This window comes from uncultured Mucilaginibacter sp. (assembly GCF_937859865.1).
Classification (GTDB): Bacteria; Bacteroidota; Bacteroidia; order Sphingobacteriales; family Sphingobacteriaceae; genus Mucilaginibacter_A.
In genome coordinates this window covers 1-20,703 of record NZ_CALMAT010000146.1, presented here as the reverse complement: position 1 = coordinate 20,703, position 20,703 = coordinate 1, and the positions used below count along the sequence as shown (strand labels likewise).

Annotated in this window: 24 protein-coding genes and 1 pseudogene; 7 read left to right on the top strand and 18 right to left on the bottom strand. The window is 42.5% G+C overall.

The features are described 5' to 3' along the window. Positions 1 to 55: 55 nt before the first annotated feature. From Q0192_RS15795 to glmM, 3 genes are all read right to left on the bottom strand, one after another. Positions 56 to 463: a hypothetical protein gene (locus Q0192_RS15795; protein WP_299290872.1), complete on the bottom strand. Its 408-nt coding sequence runs from the start codon at positions 461 to 463 to the stop codon at positions 56 to 58. 152 nt (positions 464 to 615) lie between these two features. After that, positions 616 to 1,758 carry a cysteine desulfurase family protein gene (locus tag Q0192_RS15790; protein ID WP_299290870.1) on the bottom strand — a complete coding sequence of 381 codons (1,143 nt, stop codon included), beginning with the start codon at positions 1,756 to 1,758 and terminating at the stop codon, positions 616 to 618. A gap of 36 nt (positions 1,759 to 1,794) precedes the next feature. Continuing rightward, the gene (glmM, locus tag Q0192_RS15785) at positions 1,795 to 3,186 is read right to left on the bottom strand and encodes a phosphoglucosamine mutase (protein ID WP_299290868.1); all 1,392 of its coding nucleotides are present in this window, start codon (positions 3,184 to 3,186) and stop codon (positions 1,795 to 1,797) included. Between the two features lie 153 nt (positions 3,187 to 3,339). Here glmM and Q0192_RS15780 point away from each other — a divergent pair, with 153 nt between their 5' ends. Together Q0192_RS15780 and Q0192_RS15775 are read left to right on the top strand one after the other, a co-directional pair. Then, a complete protein-coding gene (locus tag Q0192_RS15780) occupies positions 3,340 to 3,906 on the top strand; it encodes a phosphatase PAP2 family protein (protein WP_299290866.1) in 567 nt (188 codons plus the stop codon). Then, a complete protein-coding gene (locus Q0192_RS15775) occupies positions 3,903 to 4,625 on the top strand; it encodes a ZIP family metal transporter (protein ID WP_299290864.1) in 723 nt (240 codons plus the stop codon). The genes Q0192_RS15780 and Q0192_RS15775 overlap by 4 nt, the downstream gene beginning before the upstream one ends. 7 nt (positions 4,626 to 4,632) lie before the next feature. On the opposite strand, the gene Q0192_RS15770 is transcribed toward Q0192_RS15775, so the two are convergent. From Q0192_RS15770 to nusB, 8 genes are all read right to left on the bottom strand, one after another. Further along, the gene (locus Q0192_RS15770; protein ID WP_299290861.1) at positions 4,633 to 5,082 is read right to left on the bottom strand and encodes a MarR family transcriptional regulator; all 450 of its coding nucleotides are present in this window, start codon (positions 5,080 to 5,082) and stop codon (positions 4,633 to 4,635) included. A 24-nt stretch (positions 5,083 to 5,106) separates the two neighbouring features. Beyond that, entirely contained in the window at positions 5,107 to 5,274 is a 168-nt protein-coding gene (locus Q0192_RS15765) for a DUF5522 domain-containing protein (protein WP_299290859.1), read from the bottom strand. Further along, positions 5,274 to 6,212: an MBL fold metallo-hydrolase gene (locus Q0192_RS15760; RefSeq protein ID WP_299290857.1), complete on the bottom strand. Its 939-nt coding sequence runs from the start codon at positions 6,210 to 6,212 to the stop codon at positions 5,274 to 5,276. Before Q0192_RS15760 ends, Q0192_RS15765 begins: the two co-directional genes overlap by 1 nt. Next, positions 6,209 to 6,808 (bottom strand): dephospho-CoA kinase, encoded by a 600-nt coding sequence (gene coaE, locus Q0192_RS15755; protein ID WP_299290855.1) that lies wholly within the window; start codon positions 6,806 to 6,808, stop codon positions 6,209 to 6,211. Before coaE ends, Q0192_RS15760 begins: the two co-directional genes overlap by 4 nt. Continuing rightward, positions 6,808 to 7,755: a YbbR-like domain-containing protein gene (locus Q0192_RS15750; protein WP_299290853.1), complete on the bottom strand. Its 948-nt coding sequence runs from the start codon at positions 7,753 to 7,755 to the stop codon at positions 6,808 to 6,810. The genes coaE and Q0192_RS15750 overlap by 1 nt, the downstream gene beginning before the upstream one ends. Positions 7,756 to 7,831: 76 nt before the next feature. Then, positions 7,832 to 8,158 carry a preprotein translocase subunit YajC gene (yajC, locus tag Q0192_RS15745; protein WP_299290851.1) on the bottom strand — a complete coding sequence of 109 codons (327 nt, stop codon included), beginning with the start codon at positions 8,156 to 8,158 and terminating at the stop codon, positions 7,832 to 7,834. A 23-nt stretch (positions 8,159 to 8,181) separates the two neighbouring features. Continuing rightward, positions 8,182 to 8,604, bottom strand: coding sequence for a DUF1573 domain-containing protein (locus tag Q0192_RS15740; RefSeq protein WP_299290849.1), 423 nt, complete (start codon positions 8,602 to 8,604; stop codon positions 8,182 to 8,184). A gap of 15 nt (positions 8,605 to 8,619) precedes the next feature. After that, complete coding sequence (gene nusB / locus Q0192_RS15735) at positions 8,620 to 9,567, bottom strand: transcription antitermination factor NusB (protein ID WP_299290897.1); 948 nt, start codon at positions 9,565 to 9,567, stop codon at positions 8,620 to 8,622. Positions 9,568 to 9,860: 293 nt separating this feature from the next. Here nusB and Q0192_RS15730 point away from each other — a divergent pair, with 293 nt between their 5' ends. After that, positions 9,861 to 11,651 (top strand): ABC transporter ATP-binding protein, encoded by a 1,791-nt coding sequence (locus Q0192_RS15730; RefSeq protein ID WP_299290847.1) that lies wholly within the window; start codon positions 9,861 to 9,863, stop codon positions 11,649 to 11,651. Between the two features lie 123 nt (positions 11,652 to 11,774). Then, positions 11,775 to 12,107 (top strand): DUF3276 family protein, encoded by a 333-nt coding sequence (locus tag Q0192_RS15725; protein ID WP_299290845.1) that lies wholly within the window; start codon positions 11,775 to 11,777, stop codon positions 12,105 to 12,107. 121 nt (positions 12,108 to 12,228) lie between these two features. Here the strand turns inward: Q0192_RS15725 and Q0192_RS15720 are convergent, their stop codons facing one another. The 4 genes from Q0192_RS15720 to mgtE are packed head-to-tail and all read right to left on the bottom strand — an operon-like array spanning position 12,229 to position 14,698. Beyond that, entirely contained in the window at positions 12,229 to 12,507 is a 279-nt protein-coding gene (locus Q0192_RS15720; protein WP_299290843.1) for a type II toxin-antitoxin system RelE/ParE family toxin, read from the bottom strand. A 48-nt stretch (positions 12,508 to 12,555) separates the two neighbouring features. Then, positions 12,556 to 12,759, bottom strand: a complete 204-nt coding sequence (locus Q0192_RS15715) for a hypothetical protein (RefSeq protein ID WP_299290841.1) — start codon at positions 12,757 to 12,759, stop codon at positions 12,556 to 12,558. A 48-nt stretch (positions 12,760 to 12,807) separates the two neighbouring features. After that, the gene (locus Q0192_RS15710) at positions 12,808 to 13,269 is read right to left on the bottom strand and encodes a DUF5362 family protein (protein WP_299290839.1); all 462 of its coding nucleotides are present in this window, start codon (positions 13,267 to 13,269) and stop codon (positions 12,808 to 12,810) included. A gap of 58 nt (positions 13,270 to 13,327) precedes the next feature. Continuing rightward, positions 13,328 to 14,698, bottom strand: a complete 1,371-nt coding sequence (gene mgtE / locus Q0192_RS15705; protein WP_299290837.1) for a magnesium transporter — start codon at positions 14,696 to 14,698, stop codon at positions 13,328 to 13,330. A gap of 171 nt (positions 14,699 to 14,869) precedes the next feature. Between mgtE and ychF the strand changes: the two genes are divergently transcribed. From ychF to Q0192_RS15690, 3 genes and pseudogenes are all read left to right on the top strand, one after another. Beyond that, complete coding sequence (gene ychF, locus Q0192_RS15700; protein ID WP_299290835.1) at positions 14,870 to 15,967, top strand: redox-regulated ATPase YchF; 1,098 nt, start codon at positions 14,870 to 14,872, stop codon at positions 15,965 to 15,967. Positions 15,968 to 16,060: 93 nt separating this feature from the next. After that, positions 16,061 to 17,017, top strand: a complete 957-nt coding sequence (locus tag Q0192_RS15695) for a class I SAM-dependent methyltransferase (RefSeq protein ID WP_299290833.1) — start codon at positions 16,061 to 16,063, stop codon at positions 17,015 to 17,017. A 50-nt stretch (positions 17,018 to 17,067) separates the two neighbouring features. Beyond that, a pseudogene (locus Q0192_RS15690) lies at positions 17,068 to 17,172 on the top strand (DUF933 domain-containing protein); the annotation flags it as partial. Positions 17,173 to 17,256: 84 nt separating this feature from the next. Here the strand turns inward: Q0192_RS15690 and Q0192_RS15685 are convergent. The 3 genes from Q0192_RS15685 to Q0192_RS15675 all read right to left on the bottom strand — a co-directional run. Then, the gene (locus Q0192_RS15685; RefSeq protein ID WP_299290829.1) at positions 17,257 to 17,763 is read right to left on the bottom strand and encodes a hypothetical protein; all 507 of its coding nucleotides are present in this window, start codon (positions 17,761 to 17,763) and stop codon (positions 17,257 to 17,259) included. 219 nt (positions 17,764 to 17,982) lie between these two features. After that, entirely contained in the window at positions 17,983 to 19,143 is a 1,161-nt protein-coding gene (locus tag Q0192_RS15680; RefSeq protein ID WP_299290827.1) for an efflux RND transporter periplasmic adaptor subunit, read from the bottom strand. Next, positions 19,140 to 20,703 (bottom strand): efflux RND transporter permease subunit (locus tag Q0192_RS15675; RefSeq protein WP_299290824.1); only part of this gene is annotated, 1,564 nt, incomplete at its 5' end. The genes Q0192_RS15680 and Q0192_RS15675, both read right to left, overlap by 4 nt.

Sequence of the window (20,703 nt, the reverse complement as noted above, 5' to 3'; positions counted from 1 at the left end):
ATTTAAATAAAAAAGGGATGCTAAAAACAGCATCCCTTTTTTTATTGATTTCTAATTATAGTCCTGCACCAGGTTCGTGGTCACCCAACCGGCCAGTTGTACGCCCTTGCGGACGATCTGAAAATGAACGCCCGTTGTTTAGGCCGGAAGTTGTGCTGCCGCCCAGGTCGTCATCATCGTCGTCGTCTAAATCTTTATTAATCACACCGGCGTCGTCATCGTCGTCTATCCTATCCAATTCATCCGCATCCGGAAACGTATCATCGTCGTCATCTATCAAATCGTCATCATCGTCTGGATCAGGAAGCGTTGAATCCAAGTCATCATCGTCGTCATCATCTATAACAGCGTTCCGTGGCGAAGCATTAAAGATAGAATTCGAGGTTTGTTCTGCAAAGCTCTGGCCTTTCGGGCTTAAATAATCAACTTGATCATTTAAGGTATTGGCGTTCATCGTTGTCATAAGTTTGAAGTTTAACGTTAGTTTTTGTTCTGATACTCATAGCAAATAAAATAGCTCATTGTTTGCACCAATTTTGTTTTTTTAAAAAAGGTTTGCAAAACGTTTTAGTGATTTTTTGCCGGTAAAAACAGTATCAAAAACCAGTTCAAATATTATGCCTGCACCTGGTTCAAACAAATTTCTTTCAACTTAAAAACGGTATAATCCACTTCTTCGCGCGTGTTGTATTTAGAAAAAGAAAAACGAATGGCAGGCCGCGCCGGGTTTGCACCAATACCGGTTAAAACATGCGAGCCAATATCTGTGCCGGAGCTGCAAGCGCTGCCGCCGGAAGCAGCAATACCGGCAATATCCAGGCTGAACAAGAGCATTTCCGCCATTTCCATTTCCGGGAAAGAAACATTTAAAACCGTATATAAACTTTTTTCAGGATCAGTTTCGCCATTGAATTGAATCCCCGGAACCAAATCCTGCAATTGCTCCATCATGTACGTTTTTAAACCCAAAACGTGGTTCTTGTGCGTTTCCATTTCGTCATAAGCAATTTGTAAAGCTTTGGCCAAACCGGCAATGCCGTACACATTTTCAGTTCCGCCGCGCATGTTCCGTTCCTGCGAACCGCCATAAATCAAAGGTTTTATTTTGATGCGATGGCTAATGTACAAAAAACCAACCCCTTTTGGCCCGTGCAGTTTATGGGCTGCACCAACCAGAAAGTGCGCTTTCAATTTTGTTACATCATGTGGGAAATGCCCCATCGTTTGCACCGTATCGGTATGAAAAACTGCGTTGTATTGTTCGCAAAGTAAACCTACTTTTTCAATATCCGTAAGCGTTGCAATTTCGTTATTGGCGTGCATCAGCGATACCAAATTACGTTCGTTTTGCTGCAACAATTCTTCTAAATGGTTTAGGTTGATGTTGCCGCGTGCATCCAATCCTACAAAACTCAGTTTGATGGTCCCGGCTTTTTCTAAAGCTTTTAACGTATGCAAAACGGCGTGGTGTTCAATTTCGCTGGTGATAGCGTGCGTTAAACCTAAATCTGCAACCGCACAACGGATGGCCATGTTATCAGCTTCTGTTCCGCCGGAGGTAAAAAAAATTTCGGAAGGGGAAGCGTGAAGCAATTTGGCAATCGTCCGCCTTGCTTTTTCCACCACCGTTCTGGCTTCGCGGCCAAAAGCATGAATGGACGACGGGTTGCCGTAACAGCTTTCCATCACCTGGCAAACTTCTTTTAAAACTTCCGGGTCTATTGGTGTTGTAGCGGCATTGTCTAAATAAACTCTCATGGTTATATCAATGAAAATATAGTGGTAAAAGAAGCATTATTGCTGAACCTGCAATGCTTCTTTTATATCAGCAATTATTTTGTTGGCCAGGCTATTGGCTATTTGTTCCGAGTTTCCTTCAGAATAAATGCGGATGATCGGCTCGGTATTGGAGCGGCGAAGATGAACCCATTCTGTACCAAACTCAATCTTCAACCCATCAATTACCGAATGCGGCTGTTTCTGATATTTTTGCCTTACGGATTCCAGCAAAGCATCAATATCCATTTCGGGTGTCAAGATAATTTTATTTTTAGAGATGTGATAGTTGGGATACGTACTGCGCAACACGGAAACTGAACGGCCAAACTTGGCCAGATGCGTTAAAAAAAGCGCAATGCCAACCAGCGCATCGCGGCCGTAATGCAACTCGGGAAAAATTACGCCGCCGTTGCCTTCGCCGCCGATGACGGCGTTTACGGCTTTCATTTCGTTCACCACATTCACCTCTCCTACTGCTGCCGCAAAATATTGGCCGCCTACTTTTTCGGTTACATCGCGCAAAGCCCGGGTCGAAGAAAGGTTGGAAACGGTATTGCCTTTTTTGTTTTTCAACACATAATCTGCAATGGCAACCAGCGTATATTCTTCGCCAAAAACATTTCCGTCTTCGCTTACAAAACACAAACGGTCTACGTCTGGGTCAACGGCAATACCCAAATCTGCATTTTTAGCAAGGACGGTTTTGGCTAAAGCCGTTAAATTTTCGGGAAGCGGTTCTGGGTTGTGGGCGAAATTCCCATCCGGTTCGCAAAACAATTCGTAAATAATTTCAACACCCAAAGCACGCAGCAAAGCCGGCACGAAAATACCGCCGGTAGAATTTACCGCATCAACCACAATTTTAAAATTGGCGTTGCGGATCGCTTCTGCATCCACCAAAGGCAAAGCCAGGATTTGGCCGATGTGTTTTTGGAGATAAGTAGTATCCGCAGAAACTTTTCCCAATTGGTTTACATCAGCATAAATCATTTCGCCGCTTTCGGCCAGTTCCAATACTTCGGCACCGTCGCTATCGCTGATAAACTCACCATCGTGGTTCAGCAGTTTCAGCGCGTTCCATTGTTTCGGGTTGTGGCTTGCCGTGATGATGATGCCGCCTCCTGCCTTTTCTAACGGAACTGCGATTTCTACCGTTGGCGTGGTGGAAAGGCCAAGGTCAACCACATCTATACCCAAACCTTGCAGTGTGCCGTTAACCAAATTTAAAACCATTTGGCCGGAAATACGTGCATCGCGGCCAACCACTACTTTTTTTATGCCTGTTTTTTTAATGAGCCAGGTGCCAAAAGCGGCCGTAAATTTTACGATATCTGCCGGCGTTAAAGCATTTCCGGCTTGTCCGCCGATGGTGCCTCTGATGCCGGAAATTGATTTTATCAGTGTCAAGTATCTTCGTTTTAAACCTCAAAAATACGAATAAAAGCAGTATCGCGCTTATACAAACAGACGTTGTTTGCCCTGCTTTAGCTATATTCGCAGCTTTTAGCAAAGCACAAACCGGTTTTTGTTTGATCAACCTTATTTCCCGACAGCATAACGATGCCCGATTTTTTGACGCAGTTTGACCAGCATTGGTTCCACCTCATCAACCACGATTGGAGCAACCCGTTTTTTGATTGGGTAATGCCTGCAATTCGTAACCCAAAAACATGGATCCCGCTTTACGTTTTTATCCTGGTTTTTAGCATTTACCGTTACCGGAAAATGGCAGTCCTGATTATCGTTTTATTAGCGATGAGCGCCGGAACAGCAAATTTTGTTTGTGTTCGGGTAATAAAAGCCTATGTAAAAAGAGTACGGCCTTGTAATGATCCAAAGTTTGAACCAACTGTCATTAACCGCGTACCCTGCGGAACTGGTTTGAGTTTTCCTTCTGCCCATGCCAGTAATCATTTTGCCATTGCACTGTTTTTATGCCTGGCTTTTCAGCGCAACTGGAGATGGATCTGGCTTTATGCCCTAATTTGGGCGGCTTTGATTTGTTATGCTCAGGTTTATGTCGGAGTGCATTATCCGGTAGATGTATTGGCCGGAGCCGCTTTTGGCGCCATGGTTGGCTGGTTGTTTGGCTTAGTTTATAACCGCCTTTACCTTAAATATTCATGAATTTCTGGGTTGTTTTGATACTTTTTTTCAGTGCCTTTTTGGGTGGCGCCAGTATTTTCTTTTTCAGGAAAGATATGGGCAAAAACCTCAAACTTATCCTTTCTTTCAGCGGCGCTTATTTGTTTGCGATTACGGTTTTGCACCTCATTCCGGATGCTTATCAAAGCCATGACCGTTATGTCGGGATTTTTATCATGGCCGGTTTTTTATTCCAGTTGATTTTGGAGCTTTTTTCTAACGGCGTAGAACACGGCCATATCCATCACCAGCATCAACATAATCATAAAGCTGCGTTTCCGGCAGGCATTATGGTCAGTTTGTGTTTACATGCTTTTTTAGAAGGAATGCCGCTGGCGCAGGGCCACCAGCAGGAACTGGTTTTTGGCATCGCGTTGCACCACATTCCGGCGGCTTTTGCTTTGGGTAGCGTGCTGCTACAAAATCATCTGCCTAAAAAAAGCATACTGTTTTTACTGGTAGTTTTTGCGCTGATGACACCGGGCGGTTATTTTACCAGTTATTTATTAAGCACCACCAATACGGCGGGCCTGCAACATTATTTTGCGCGGATTATGGGCATCGTGATCGGTATTTTCCTGCATATTTCTACTACAATCCTGTTTGAATCCAGTTCTGACCATAAATTTAATTTGCGGAAAATGGTTGCTGTTTTAATTGGTTCCGGAATCGCGTTGATTGCTTTTTTTGCAAATGCCTGAACTGCTTTTACCCGCGCAGCTTATCCAGCAAGTTAGACAAAACCGTAGCTTCTTCTTCAGAAATATTGTGCCTCAGAATATCGCCCAATTTCAGTTCCTGGTCAATTTGCGCAAGCACTTTTAAACCTTCTTCGCTGATGTAAATGTCCACCGCGCGTCGGTCTTTAGAATTGGTGCAACGCGTAACCAGTTCTTTTTGCACCAAACGGTCCACCATCCGCGAAGCATCGCACATTTTATCAATCATGCGCTCCTTTAATAAATTTACGGTCGAAGGGTTGGGCAATTGGCCGCGCAAAATCCGCAAAATATTGAATTGTTGCTGTGTGATGTTATGCTTTTCCAACCGGTTGCGCAAAATATTGCTGATCCAATTGTATGTATAAGAAACGTTGATGACTGCTTTTTGGTAATTATCCTCAAAATTCTTGCTGTGTATTTCCTTCTCCAGTTCCATAATTACTATACTAACGCTGTAAATTTATAATAATTTATGGCTTGGCAATTTTTTTTGTTTTTCGCTCGTATATTTCCACGGGCAATGCCTGCATTTATTTTTGCAGCAATAGTTTCGCTTTAAATGAAATTGGGCGGTAAAAACAGTATTGCCGTTTTCATCCAGGTAAAAATCTTCGTTGGCTAATTGCATCAGTTTAAAATTTTTACGCGGATTTTATCAGCAAAATATTGTTTCAGATGATTGCCGTTTCCGTGCAAAGTCCAGATTTGTTGCGGCTGAACTTTTTGGATCAGCAACAAAATATCTTCCCAATCGGCATGATCCGAAATGTACAGCGAATCCTGCGCATTGGTTTGCAAATTCTTCCAGCCCGAAGCAAAAATCCGGCGCAAACCAACAGCTTTGCTGTAACTGTGAAACGTAAACGGCGGAACCAGATAAATAAAATTGTTTTGGGTTTTGATGGATTTACGGTCGTACAATTTGTAGCGGCCGGATAGATAACCAAACTTTTCGTAAATACGGTTGATGGGTTCGATTTGCCAATGAACTAAAATTTCTTTTTCAGGACAAAACCGGTTGATCAACTCAATTAAACGCTGGCTTTTGCCCAAAGCATAAGCACCCAGCAAAATATTGGAAGGGATTTCGTTAAGTTTTTTAATCTCCAAAACTTGGTCGGGATGTTTAATTTGCGGATTGGCAAACGTGGTTTCAGTGATCAAAACATCCGCTTTTGTAAACTCCAGCATTTCACAGGTTGCATCGGGCTGCAATTTAAAATCGCCGGTGTACAAATATTTCACGCCTTCAAACTCCATCAAAATCTGCGCAGAACCCAACATGTGACCAGCAGGAATCAGCGTAATAGATACTTCTTTTATCAATACTTTTTCATTGTAGGCCAAAGTTTGTTTTTGCCTGCCCGCATTTTTGCCGTAACGCAAACCCATAAAAGCCAACGTAGCCGCCGTGGCGTAAACCTGCCCGTGGCCAGCAATGGCATGATCGGCATGGGCGTGGGAAATAACGGCAGTTTGAACCGGTTTAATTGGGTCGAGGTAAAAATCGCCGGCGGCACAATACAAACCGTTGCTGTTTATCTCCAAAAAATATTCTGAAATCATTGAAGTTTTGAAAGTTGCAGCAGTTGCTGGTGGATTTGCAAAACCTGTGGGATAACCATCGTTTGCGAATCATTGTAAATCACAAAATCAGCTTTGGCAATTTTTTCCTGCTGTGGCATTTGCTTTTCTTCGCGGCGCAAAACTTCGGTTTCGGTCAACTGGTCGCGCTGCATCACGCGTTGTATGCGCACATCCAGCGAAGCAGCAACCACAATGGTTTTATCGCATTGCTTGTCCGAGCCGCTTTCAAACAAAATTGCTGCTTCTTTTAGGACATAATTTTTGGTGTTGAATTGATTTGCCCATTCATCAAAAGCACGAAAAACAGCTGGATGAACCAGCGCGTTCAGCTTTTCCAGTTCGGCTTCGTTTTTAAAAACTAGGTTGGAAATGTATTTGCGGTTCAGGCTGCCATCTTCAAAATAAGCTTCGGCACCAAAAGTATTTCGGATGGCTTCTACCAAAACCAAATCTTCCGTCATTACTTTTTTTCCGTAGAAATCAGCATAAAAAACAGGCGCGCCAAGCAGTTCAAAAAGCTGGCAAACGGTGGTTTTCCCGCTGCCGATGTTTCCGGTGATGCCGATTTTCAACATTATTTTCGAACGATAAAATTAATGCTGGCCGGTTGCATATTGACAATTTTACAAAAATCGGGCTGCTGTTTCAGCTTGACCGATAGCGTAGTACTGCCGTTTTTTTGCCAGTCGTCCAAATTCGCAACGGCTTCAAAAAATTCGGTATTGATAGCCGGATAATTGTTGAGCGAAACCGTAAAAGTAACCTTGACTTTTTTGGGGAAAAGCACCACATTGCTGTAGCTTTTGTTGTTGATCAGCTTTACCGGAACCTCCAAAGTTTTCTCGGTAAATTCATCTACCGGAATATCAACATCCACCGTTTTGGGATAAATGCTGACGTTATTTTCTTTCGGCAGCAACAATTTTAACCTTGAATGAATATCGGAACTTGCATTTTGCACAATCAAAGAATCTGTTTTCCAATTGGTTACCGTATCAACATAAGCAATCGGGCCGCTGATAGTTACGTATTCGGGCTTAATATTGATGTCATCAGAACGCGCAAATTGCTTATCGTATTGAATGCGGTAATTCATCACAACCGGCACACGTTTTACTTTTCGGGCAGTAAAATCAAAAAAAACAGTATCGGGGTTGAAAGAAATAATTTGCTTGTTTTTTTCTGATTGCGCGTTTATCTGCCGGAGTTGGTTGCTTAGCACAATGTAATTTTGAACGTCCAGTTTTTGGACATCTACATCAACACTTTGGCTTTTGGAAGATAAATTGATAAACAACTTTTGCCAACCTGTGCCGCCAACCAGCGCGTTAACAGTATCGGCCTGTAATGCATAAAAAGCTTTATGCAAAGGCTGGTTTTTAAAATTTAAAACAACTTTAACCGGAAAAGTATAATTGTTAGATAGTGTAACAAATATCCAGGCCACCAAAGCCAACAAAAAACAGGTGATAAAAGCGGAAATCCGCCTGCGTTCTGCCTTGGATAATTTGATGATGGCCATACTGTTTTTACCCCGATAAAATTGTAAAAAAACAATCCGGAAAAAGTGGCTTTTCCGGATTTATTTTAAAGCTAATTTAAGCTTTAGTAACGGCAGGCGTGTTTAACAACCTGGAAGCTTCCAGGGAAATCGCAGTTTTATCAAACCGAATTTTGACGTTGTTGTCCACTTCAACCAAAATAGTCGTATCGCCAACGTCTATAATTTTACCGTGGATGCCGGCACTGGTAACTACTTTGTCGCCTTTTTTCAGTTCGCTTACATATTTTTTCTGGTCGTTTTGCTTTTTAACTTGTGGGCGGATCATGAAAAAATAAAATACAACAATAATCAGCACCAATGGCAAAAACTGCCCTAAAGCACCCATGCCGCCCGGGATTTGTAATAAAATAGTCGAAATCATATAAATTTATTTTAAAAATTGAATTATTTTTTGGCTGCTACTTCGCCAACCAAATGCACCAGCGTTTGCGCAGGCGTGGTGTTGGCGGTAATGGTAATTTGTTTGTCAATCAAACCCGATTTGCCGGCACTGTTAAAAATCACTTTAATAGCTTCTTTTTGGCCGGGGTTGATCGGTTTGTTTGGCCAGCTTGGTATCGTGCAGCCGCAACTTGCTATCGCATCGGTAATAATCAAAGGCGATTTGCCGGTGTTGGTAAAGCTGTAACTGTAACTCACTTTGTCGCCGTCTTTAATTTTTCCGAAATCGTAGATTTCTTTGTCAAACTTCAAAACCGGCCCGTTGCCAACCGTTGTTTTTTCTGTTGCTGCCGAGGTGTTTGCAGTTTGCAAAGTATTGTTTTGATTGCAAGCCGTTAAAAAACCGGCAATTGCAAGCAGGATCATGTTTTTCATCATCATTTAACCTATTAACCCGCGACCGGATTTTCTAATTTTATTTTGCTCTTTCAGTTCGCTCAAAACTTTATCTAAGATACCGTTTATAAACGAATTACTTTTGGGCGTGCTAAATTCTTTGGAAATATCCAGGTATTCGTTTAGGGTAACTTTAACGGGAATGGAAGGAAAACCCATAAACTCGCAAATAGCCATTTTCATCAACAATGTGTCCATCAAAGCGATTCGGTCAGCTTCCCAATTCTGTGTTTTATCGCCAATCAATTGCTGATATTCCTGATCGTAACGGATAGTTTGCTGGAAAAGCGTAACCAAAAACTCGCGGTCTTCCATCCAATCCGCACTCAGTTCGGCCAGTTTGTTTTTGGCAAAATCTTCGTTCGAGAAATTCTTGAATGTTTTAGCAATCATCGCCTGCATCGGGTCTTTATCCACCGGCCAGCTTAAAAACTTTTCTTCAAAAACCTGTTCGGCCGTTGGCGATTTCATAATCAGTTTTTTGAAAATAAAACGGATAATATCTTTATCGGCCTGGATCGAATCGTCGGTGTTTTTCAAATAAGTTTGATATTCTGGTGCTGCTTTTAAGGCATAAAAAAGCGAGCGTGCCATTTCCGGGTCAAAACTCCAGTCAACTTTGTATTTTTTGATGGCGGCCAGATATTCCGGGTTTTTCAGCAGCGAAAGGATGAATTTATTATGAAGGATTTTGAGGTTTGGCGCCAGATCGGCTTCCGTTGGTAAATGCTTGGCGGCACTATCTTCGGCATCACGTTCGGCGTATTCAACCACTTCAACAATTAACGAAAGCATCCAAATGTACATCTCGAAAACCTGATCTACACTTTGCAGCAGCAGCTTTTCGTGTGCGGTTATTTGTTTGTTTTCAGATTGTTGGTAAGCGTATAATGCCTGTAAAACCTTTATTCTGAGTTGCCTTCTGTTTAACATATGTTGATAAGAACGAGCTGCGGAAACCATCAATCCGCCCTGATATTTTTTTATGCAATGCTTCTTTTACCGGTATATTTTTGGTGTTAAATACTTGTTCCGATAAAAAAACGCCTGGTTGTTTCTTGCCGCAAAAGTAGGTTTTTTAAGCACGCCAAACAAATGTTTTCCGCTTTCAACTCCAAGTGCAAACAATTGCGCGCACCAATTTTTACCCGGTAAAAACAGTATCGCCGTTATTGTTTGCAAAAGCAAAGCCGGTGCTGCGGTTTTCGTAACTTTGCGCCACGTTTATGAAACATCTCGCCTACCTCAATAAATACCTGTGGAAATACCGGTTGTATTTAATCCCCGGCATTTTTTTCGTTATCGTTTCTAATATTTTTGGCGTGCTGCCTGCGCCTGTCATCCGCCTTTCGTTTGATTTGGTGACTGAAAATATCCGCATTTACCACTTGTACAATGGTTTCGAACGACAAAAAGTTATCTACGATTTTCTTGGACAAAGCCTGCTACTTTTCGGCGCAATCGTTTTGGTGATGGCACTTCTGCGCGGCTTGTTCCTGTTTTTTATGCGGCAAACCATTATTTTAATGTCGCGCCATATTGAGTTTGATTTGAAGAACGAAATCTACAACCATTACCAAACGCTGTCGCTGGCTTTTTACCGCAGAAATAACACCGGCGATTTGATGAACCGCGTAACCGAAGATGTGAGCCGCGTGCGCATGTACCTCGGCCCAAGCATTATGTACGCCATCAACACGGCCGTACTGTTTTTAATGGTGATTTATGCGATGCTGGCCGTCAATGTGCGGCTGGCCATTTTCAGTTTGCTGCCGCTGCCGGTTCTGGCACTGGCCATTTATATCGTAAATACGGAAATCAACCACCGCAGCGAACGCATCCAGGAAAGGCTTTCGGGCTTGTCGAGTTTTGTGCAGGAAAGTTTTTCGGGCATCCGCGTGATCAAATCTTATGTCCGAGAAAAATTTATCAGCGATAGTTTCCGCAAAGAAAGTGAAGCGTACAAAACGGATTCGCTTTCGTTGGTAAAAGTGCAAGCGTTGTTTTACCCGGTGATGCTTTTGCTGGCGGGGTTAAGCACATTAATTACCATTTACGTTGGCGGGATTGAAGTGATGAAAGGCAATATCACCGCCGGCAACATTGCCGAGTTTGTGGTTTATGTGAATTTGCTCACCTTTCCGGTTTTGAGTTTAGGCTGGATAACATCATTGATCCAACGTGCGGCGGCCTCACAAAAAAGGATCAACGAATATTTAGGAACGATTTCCGAAATTGATCAGCCTAATCTATCGGAAACAGAAATTAAAGGCAACATCGAATTTAAAAATGTAAGTTTTGTTTATTCCGACACTAAAATTATGGCACTAAAAGAAGTATCGTTTACGGCTGCGCCGGGCGAACTGATTGCGGTTATCGGGCGGACAGGTTCCGGAAAATCAACCATTGCCAATCTTTTGATGCGGATGTACGATTGCACTTCGGGCGAAATTTTGATTGATGGCATTCCAATCCAACAACTCAACCTTAAAAATTACCGTGCGCAAACCGGTTTCGTGCCACAGGAAGTTTTCCTTTTTTCGGATACCATCGCCAATAATATTGCTTTTAGTGCTGATGTTTTGGATATGCCGCGGGTAGAAAATGCAGCCCGCAGCGCCGCAGTTTATGATAACATTGCCGCTTTTGACGAAGGTTTTAAAACGATGATCGGCGAGCGCGGCGTTACGCTTTCGGGCGGGCAAAAGCAGCGTGTTTCTATTGCGCGTGCTGTTTTTAAGCGGCCAAAAATTTTGATTTTCGATGATTGCCTTTCCGCAGTGGATACGAAAACAGAAGAGGAAATCCTGAATAATTTGGGCGAAGTGATGAAAGGCCGGACAAGTATTTTAATTGCGCACCGAATTTCGACCATCAAAAATGCGGATAAAATTATTGTTTTAGACAACGGAAAGATTGTAGAACAAGGCACGCACCAAGCGTTGATGGAACAAAAAGGAAGCTATTACGAACTGTACGAGAAACAGTTGCTCGAAGAATCAGAAACTATTGCTTAACGAAAGGAAACCTTGTTAAGTATCTGTACGTAAAAAAAATTGTGCCGATAATATGCTTTTTTCTTTTGTACTTTTAAAAAAGCATTATATTTATCGCCGTCAAACAAATATAAACTATTGCAAATGGGAGATTTTGATAGCAGAGACCGGGAAGAGGTCTACTCGAAAAAGGTAAGGGCCGGGAAAAGGACTTATTTTTTTGATGTGAAAGCCACGCGCTCTAACGATTATTACGTTACGATCACGGAAAGCAAAAAACGTTTGGAAGACGGCGTTTTTGTAAAACACAAGATCTTTTTGTACAAAGAAGATTTTGAAAAATTTGCAGAAGGCTTAAAAGAAACTACCGAATACATCAAAGCAAACCAGGAAGTTGCCGAAAAACGCTACGAATATGTAGATAGCAACGAAAGCAACACCGCAAAAATTACTGACGATTTTTCTTTCGAACTATAATTTTACCTAAACACCCTAAACTTTACCAATAGAAAAACCCTGCTTTATGGCGGGGTTTTTTGTTGGTAACTTATTTAAATTTTAACGTCTGATTTTATTAAATCAAATTGTTGTTATTCGGTTAAGGAAAATTCTTATAAATGTTTTTTCTATGGCCAACTATAACCAATCTAACAGTAGTGTTATGTTCTAAAATAAACCCTAAACGGTAATTGCCTATTTTATGGCGGTAACATTCACGCTGATCTTTTTTATTGGTTTTAAGCTTTTTAATTTGGGTAAGATCGCTTATTTGATGAGCGGCTTCAATAGCTTTAATAAAATTTAAAATGCTTAATTGAATATTTTTAGGTAATCCATCTACATCTTTATCAAAACTTTTCTCGATTATAAATTTCATAATTGGTGTAAGTCCAAAACAATTTTCATAAAGAGATGCTCTTTAAAATTATTTGGCCAATTTTAATAGAAAAGCAGCAACTTCCTGTTCAGATAAAATATCGTTTTTCGCACCCGCATCAATTGCCCTTAGCATTGCAGCATCTTCTTCCTCTTCGGATGGTTCCACCTCAACAGTAACTTGTAAACGTTCTGCCAACTCAATTATATCTTGCTTTTGCTGCTCTGTGGCTACATCTAAAACCAATCTCATATTAATAAATTTAAATTCTATTATCAGTTAGACTTTTCCTCCTCACCTCTACATTTTCACTCCGCCGCCGGTTAAAGTTCCAATCAAAACCATCAAATAAAACACAATGAAAGAGATAACGAGAATCCCAAAAAACCGGAAATAAGACTTTAGTTTTTGAAAAGCCAGGTTGAGGTTGATCTGGTCGCCATATTCAAAACCTTTTTTTATCGCGCCGCCAAATTGGTACAAATACAAAGAAGGAATAAAAATAAGTACGCCAAACAGAAAGTACATAAAACTTAAACCACTGCTCAAGGCTTTCGGATCAAGGCCGGTGCCATAAGTTTGCTGCAATTTGCCCACCACTGATCCAACCGAAAACGCACTGACGATGGTTAAAACACTGAAAACAAAACCAGCGCTCCCTAAAAAGTTGGCCCATTTTCCGGCTTCGCGCATGTAGGCTTCTGCTTCAAAAGTGATCAGCATTTCGCTTGCTTCGCCTGTTGCTTCTGTATTTTCTTCCATTTTCAATGTATGTTTTCTCTATCAACTATAACAATTATTACCGATACTGTTTTTACCCCTATAAAAGTTTGCCTTGCATAATTAATATCGCAATAGAAAAATAGATAACCAAACCCGTAACATCTACCAAAGTGGCCACAAAAGGCGCAGAAGATGTTGCCGGGTCGGCACCTAACCTTTTAAGCAATAAAGGAAGCATCGAGCCGGCTAACGATCCCCACAAAACAACGCCCACTAAAGAAAATCCAACAGTAAAAGCTACCAGCAACCAGTGCGGGCCGTAAATATCTGTGAAGAATGTCCATAGATAAATTCTGAAAAAACCAATCAAACCAAGCGTTGCGCCAAGTAATAAACCCGATAAAATTTCCCGACGCATCACCCTCCACCAACTGGCCACGGTAACTTCGCCCAAAGCCATAGCTTGGATGATTAAAGTTGAAGCTTGCGAGCCGCTATTGCCTCCGCTCGACATAATTAATGGTACAAATAGGGCAAGTACAATAGCGTGTTTCATCAAGTCTTCGTAATGCCCCATTGCTGTTGCCGTTAGCATTTCGCTTAAAAACAACACAATAAGCCAACTTCCACGCTTTTTTACCAATTTTAACAAAGGCATATCCAGGTACGGCTCGTCCAAAGCTTCTGTACCGCCAATTTTCTGGATGTCTTCTGTATATTCTTCGTTTGCGATCCACAAAATATCGTCAACGGTAACAATACCCAGCAAAATATCGTCCTGATCGGTTACGGGCAAAGCTACGCGGTTGTTCATCCGGAAAACGTTGATGGCTTCTTCCTGCGGATCGTGTACATGCAGCGAGATCAGTCGGTCGTCCATCAATTCGTTAATTGGGGTTGAAGGGTCAACCAGCAAAATATCGCGGATCCGGATATCGTCCAGCAAAACACCATCATCATCAATCACATAAATCACATCAATCGTTTCCGAATTTTTACCGTAACGCCTGATGTGGGCCAAAACGCGGTTTACATCCCAGCCTTTTTTAACGGCAATATAATCCGGTGTCATCAACCTGCCAATGCTGTCTTCTTCGTAGCCCAACAACGCTAAAGCTTCTTTTCTTTCGGCCGGAGGAAGCAAAATGATCAGTTTTTTTACCGCATCGCCATGCAGTTCGCTGAACAAAGCGGTACGGTCATCAGGCGGCAACTCGGTTATCAGTTCCGTAACTTTTGGCCCGGAAAGCTTTTTAATGATCCGTTCCTGCGTCGGGAAATCGAGGATACGAAAAACATTGACCGCCCGGTTGATGGATAATGTCTCGATAAAAGTAGCTGCCTGTTCGGGATATTCATCAATCAAATGTTCTACATCCGATATGTTCAGATCGTCCAGGTATTCTTTCAACTGCTGCTCTTTGCCGTTTTCCAGCAGCGCTTCAATTTCCGCTATGTTTTCTTCCATAGTAATAATGTTTATTTTGATGACCTTCGGAAACCGTCGGCAAAAATCGTTTAATTTTTTGAATTAAAGCGGTTGTTTTACTGCTATATTTGCCGCAAATTTCAGCACAGCTTTTAAAACCGGTTGTACGTATGGTAATGCTGTTTTTACACGATAAAAATTAATAAAAATATGGGGTTACAATGCGGCATTGTAGGATTGCCTAACGTAGGAAAATCAACGTTGTTTAACTGTTTATCCAACGCCAAAGCACAGGCGGCCAACTTTCCTTTTTGCACCATCGAACCAAACGTTGGCGTAATTACCGTGCCAGATGAACGGATTACTAAATTAGCAGAATTGGTTAACCCTCAGCGTGTTGTGCCAAACGTAATCGAAATAGTTGACATCGCTGGCCTGGTAAAAGGTGCCAGCAAAGGCGAAGGTTTGGGCAACCAATTTTTAGGAAATATCCGCGCTACCAACGCTATTATCCATGTGCTGCGTTGTTTTGATGATGACAACGTGATCCATGTGGATGGTTCTGTTGACCCGATCCGTGATAAAGAAATTATTGATACCGAACTACAGTTGAAGGATTTGGAATCCATCGAAAAAAAACTGCAAAAAGTAGAACGTGCCGCTAAAACCGGTGATAAAGAAGCCAAAAAAGCTTTCGAGGTTTTAGGCATTTTTAAACAGCATTTGCAGGCCGGAAAATCGGCACGGACAGCGCAAGTTGCCCCGGAAGATTTGGAATATGTGGAAGATTTGTTTTTGCTGACACTGAAACCGGTGCTATATGTTTGCAATGTGGACGAAGCTTCGGTTACCAAAGGCAACGCTTACGTAGAAAAAGTGAAAACCGCCGTAGCCGAAGAAAAAGCCGAAGTGCTGGTAATTTCGGCACAAATAGAATCAGAAATTGCGCAATTGGAAAGCTACGACGAACGGCAGATGTTTTTGGAAGATTTGGGCCTGACCACTTCCGGCGTTAATTTGATGATTAAAGCCGCTTACCGTTTGCTAAAACTGGCCACGTATTTTACGGCTGGTGTACAGGAAGTGAGGGCTTGGACCATTACGCAAGGTTTTACCGCACCGCAAGCGGCAGGCGTAATCCATACCGATTTTGAAAAAGGGTTTATCCGTGCCGAAGTGATTAAATACGATGATTTTGTAAAATTAGGCTCCGAAGCAGCCTGCAAAGAAGCCGGAAAACTAAGCGTAGAAGGCAAAACTTATATTGTGCAGGACGGCGATGTGATGCACTTCCGTTTTAATGTGTAGGGTTTTTATTTAGGTTGAAGTGATCTTGCCGATACTGTTTTTATCGGCATAAAAACAGTATCTGGATAAAATAATTTTACATATACATTTTGAATGGTTCCAGAAAAAAAATTATATAACGCCGAAAATTGCAGAATTTGCAATTCATCTTTTTCAAAGGAATATACGCTGAAAGAAAGGATGTTTGGGTTCAAAGATGAATTCCGCTATCAGGAATGTTCTTTTTGTGGATGTTTGCAAATAGCAGAATTACCTGAAAACATAACGAAGTATTATCCTCCGTATTATTATGCTTATGCACAGAAAATTCCTGATTTAAAAAAACTACCACTACTGAAGCGGTTGTTTAAAAGCATCAGGCTACAAAAAAAATACAAAAAAAATGTTTATCCGCTTAACTACCTAAAACCAATAAACACCGGAATAAACGACAGGATTTTAGATGTTGGCTGTGGAAAAGGTTTGTTAATTTGCCAACTGTTTAACCAAGGCTTTAAAAATGTGGAGGGAGTGGATAAATTTATTCCGCACGAATTTAATCATGGTTATGGTGTGAAAGTGAGGAAGAAAGACCTTACAGAATTAAAACCTCGTTTTTATGACCTGATTATGATGCACCATGTTTTAGAACACATGGACCAGCAAAAAGAGGCTTTAGCGGACTGCCATAATTTATTAAAGGATGGTGGCTGTCTAATGATCAGGATCCCGTTGATTGGAGAAGCATGGAAGCTTTATCAGGAGGATTGGGTTCAGTTGGATGCCCCAAGGCATTTCTTTTTACATTCGTTAAAGAGTTTGCAAATCCTAGCCGAGGACTCGGGTTTTGAAATCAGACATACGGTATTTGATTCTACAGGTTTTCAGTTTTGGGGGAGTGAATTATATAAAAAAGACATACCCTTGTTCTCAGCAGAGGACGATTTTAAGCTGATCTCTCCTGAAAAAGTGTTTGATCCAAACGAATTAAAAACTTATGAACGTGAAGCTGAGCAACTAAATATAGATTGCAAAGGGGATTCTGCCGCGTTTTATTTATATAAGAAATAAGTACTTGTCCCCCACTAACCCGTAATTTGAAATCCCATCCTTTAAGCCGTGTAGACTCGGAAGCGGCCTGCAAAGAAGCCGGAAAACTAAGCGTAGAAGGCAAAACTTATATCGTGCAGGACGGCGATGTGATGCACTTCCGTTTTAATGTGTAAAGTTTTTATTTAGGTTGATTGATCTTGCCGATACTGTTTTTATGCCGGTAAAAACAGTATCGGTGGTTTTGGATTGAAAATGGGTTAAGCGCCTAATTTCCCTAAAAATATCCCGATCACAAACACAATCCCACCGCCTACAATTACTTGTAAGATGGTGGAAACCAAAGGTGTTTTCATAAACCGGTATCGGATAAAAGCGATGACCAGCAATTCGATCACCACTACGGCATAAGCCAGGTGCAAAGCCGTTTGCAGGTTGCTGATCAAAAACGGCAGGGTGTGCAGCATACCGCCAAAAGCTGTAGAAAAAGCCGTAATGGCACCGCGTGTTACCGGTGCGCCCCGGCCGGTAACCGTTCCGTCGTCAGATAATGCTTCGGCAAGCCCCATGCTGATGCCTGCGCCCAAGGATGCAGCCAGGCCAACATAAAAAGCTTCGATCGGCCGCCCGGTTAAACCTGCTGTTGCAAAAATTGGTGCCAGTGTAGAAACAGAACCATCCATCAAACCCAGCAAAGCAGGTTGTACTTTTTGGATCACATATTCGCGCTCTGCCTTGGTTTCTGCTTTAGTTTTTACTTCACTCATTATTGTTCATTTAAAAAAACGGAATCGTTTGTCCCGCATCGTTTGTCAATGATAACTTTAAAAATTTGTTTGATTTAATTTTTGATGCTTCTTTTACCGGTATATAATACAACACCAATTTTATGGTGGTAAAAGAAGCATGGTTATCGGCATAGAAAAATATTCAAGAAATTGGATAGAGATCAAACAAGCCCTAAACCCTGTTTCAAAAAGTTTTTGTCAATCCTCTTCGCCCGTATTTTTCATGGCCGATAAAATAGAAAATGCGCCTTTTAACACAAATAATTGGTTGTTCAATTCTGGCTTTTTAAGCTTGATTTCGTTCCAGCCATTTTCTTTGATGCCAAGTTCAACAGGGATCATGTTGAAAAGCATTGCGTTTTTAGGCTGAGGCTTGGCGGCAAAAATATAAGGCTTCCCGCCAAAATTAATCAATGCACCATCCGGAACGGCCAATGTATTTTGAGGTTTGGTTTCGATAGAAGCCTGCAAAAACATGTTGGGCAACAAGCGCGGGTCGGTTTTCAGGAAATGGCAGTGCACCGTTACGCTTCTCGAACTGTCCAACATCCGCCCGATCAAAATTACCTTTCCGGGATAAGTTTTGTCCGGGATACTGGGCAGTGTTATTTTTACTTTGTTGCCGATTTTTATTTTCGGTATGTCTTGTTCAAAAACGGTTAAAGCGGCGTGGATGTCGCCCGTATTGACCAGTTCCATCAATACATCGGTTGGGTTAATGTACTTCCCGATGTTTACGTTCACCTTAGATACAAAACCGGAAATAGGCGAAACAATAGCAATATAGGGTTTGATGGAAGACGCTGTTAACCGCTGCGGATTGATGCCGATCATCTTTAACTTTTGCGCCAAACCTGCCGCTTGTGCCTGCTCGCTGTTGTAGTCCGACTGTGATTGCTGGTACAACTTTAACGGGCTGGCCTGCTGTTGGCTCAGTTCGCGCTGGCGTACCATTTCCTGCTTCAAAAACACCATCCGGCTGGTTGCAGTCAGGTAATCCTGTTGGATGGTAATGTAATCCTGATTTTCAACCGTAGCCAATACTTGTCCTTTGTGTACAGGTTCGCCGGGCAGCATCGCTGTTTGTTTTAAAAACCCGCCCAGCGGAACATTTACCGAGATCAGGTTTTCAGGCGGTACATCTACCTGTCCGTTCACTTGCACAAACCCCGACAACGGGTGCATGACCAACCGGCCGGTATCTATCCCGCCGTTTTTAATTTGTTCCAGATCAAAGGTAATGCTGTTGTCTTTTTCTTTCGGCTGTTGTTGCTGCGGTTCCGACTGCCCTTTTTTATCGCTGCCGCCGCCGCAACCAAAAAGCAGCAAAGCAAGCAGGGTGATATAATTAATTTTCATGGTTTTTGAGGTTGTGCCTGGTAATACCAGATGGTGTTGATGGTTTGGTCTAATTGCAGCAAGGCATCCAGCCGGTCGTTTTGGATTTGCATGGCCTGGTTGTACAAGCCCACCCATTCGATATAACTGATGCCGCCGCTTTTAAAAGATAAAGTAGCCGTGCGCAACAGTTCTGCTGCCTGGTTTGAAGCCAAAGTTTCAAAATAATGGATGGATTGTATTTGCTGGTTGTAGCGCGTTACGGCCTGCCGCCATTGCTCCAGCCATTCGTTTTGTTTGGCCGTTAAGGTATAAGTTGCCGCTTTTTGCTGCAACGTTGCCGCTTTAACGGCCGAACGGTAAGGCGCCAAAAAAAGCGGAATATTAACCCCGGCGAGATAAGAAGAAAAACGGTTGCCGCGTGATAACAGAACATTGCCGTCCCGAATATCCGGCCCAGCAAAGCTTTGGTTGTTGTAGCCCAAAGTAATTTCGGGCAATTGGCGCGAACGGTTTACTTTGACCTGCAAACCACTGACCGTAACCTGCTGTTTGGCCTGCCTTACTTCCGGGTTTTCTAATGCCGCTGCAGAATCCGAAGAAAAATTTTGTTGCCAGGATGGAGGCGATTGGTCCACCGGCAAAAGCTGCGTTTTGGTGCCGAGCAAAAGTTGCCAGTGGCTTTGCAGTATGTTGATTTCCGATAAAAGCTGCAAACGCTGGTTTTTGATCGTCCCGGCCCTTGCTTCGGCACTGGTTAAGTTGATGCGAGAAGTTTCGCCCAAATCAAACCTTAGTTTTTCCAGCCGGATCACTTCTGTATAAACCGAATCCTGTACTTTTAACAACTGCAGCTTCGCCAAATCGGTAGCCATTTGCAGATAAACCTCGCGCACCTGATACGCCAGCTCGTTGCGCAAGGCTTCTTCCTGCAAAGCAGTCAAACCGGCTTCGGCCTTTAAAAAGTTGTGCTGGGCCTGATAAACGCCGGGCAGCGGGAAATTTTGTAGCACAGAAACACGGTTATCAGTATTCGCGCTGTTGATCCGGCCCTGGTCAAACTGCAACTGTGTCTTCGGCACTTCGTATGCTGTGCCCAAATTTGCACCAGCGGCCAAAGTGCGGTTTTGTGCAGCTTTTAAATAAGCGTTGCCAGCCCATGCTTCTTTTACCGCATCATTTATGGTGATCAATTTTCCGGCTGGTTGCTGTGCGTGAAGCGGCAATGTCAGAAAAATCAATAAAACCGCAGCAACAGGAGCTTTAGGTTGATTTTTGGGAGATTTAACACCCGCAAATAATTTATACAAAGCTGGCAGCACAACCAACGTCAGCAAAGTAGCCGTAATCAACCCACCAATAACGACGGTAGCCAAAGGCCGTTGAACTTCGGCACCGGCACTGGTAGAAACAGCCATCGGAAAGAAACCCAAAGAAGCAACAGTTGCCGTCATCAACACTGGCCGCAGCCGATTACTGGTTCCTTTACGGATGCACTCGTCCGTGTCTTCTTCGCCTTCGGCACGCAAACGGTTAAACTCGCTGATCAGAACAATGCCGTTTAAAACCGCAACACCAAAC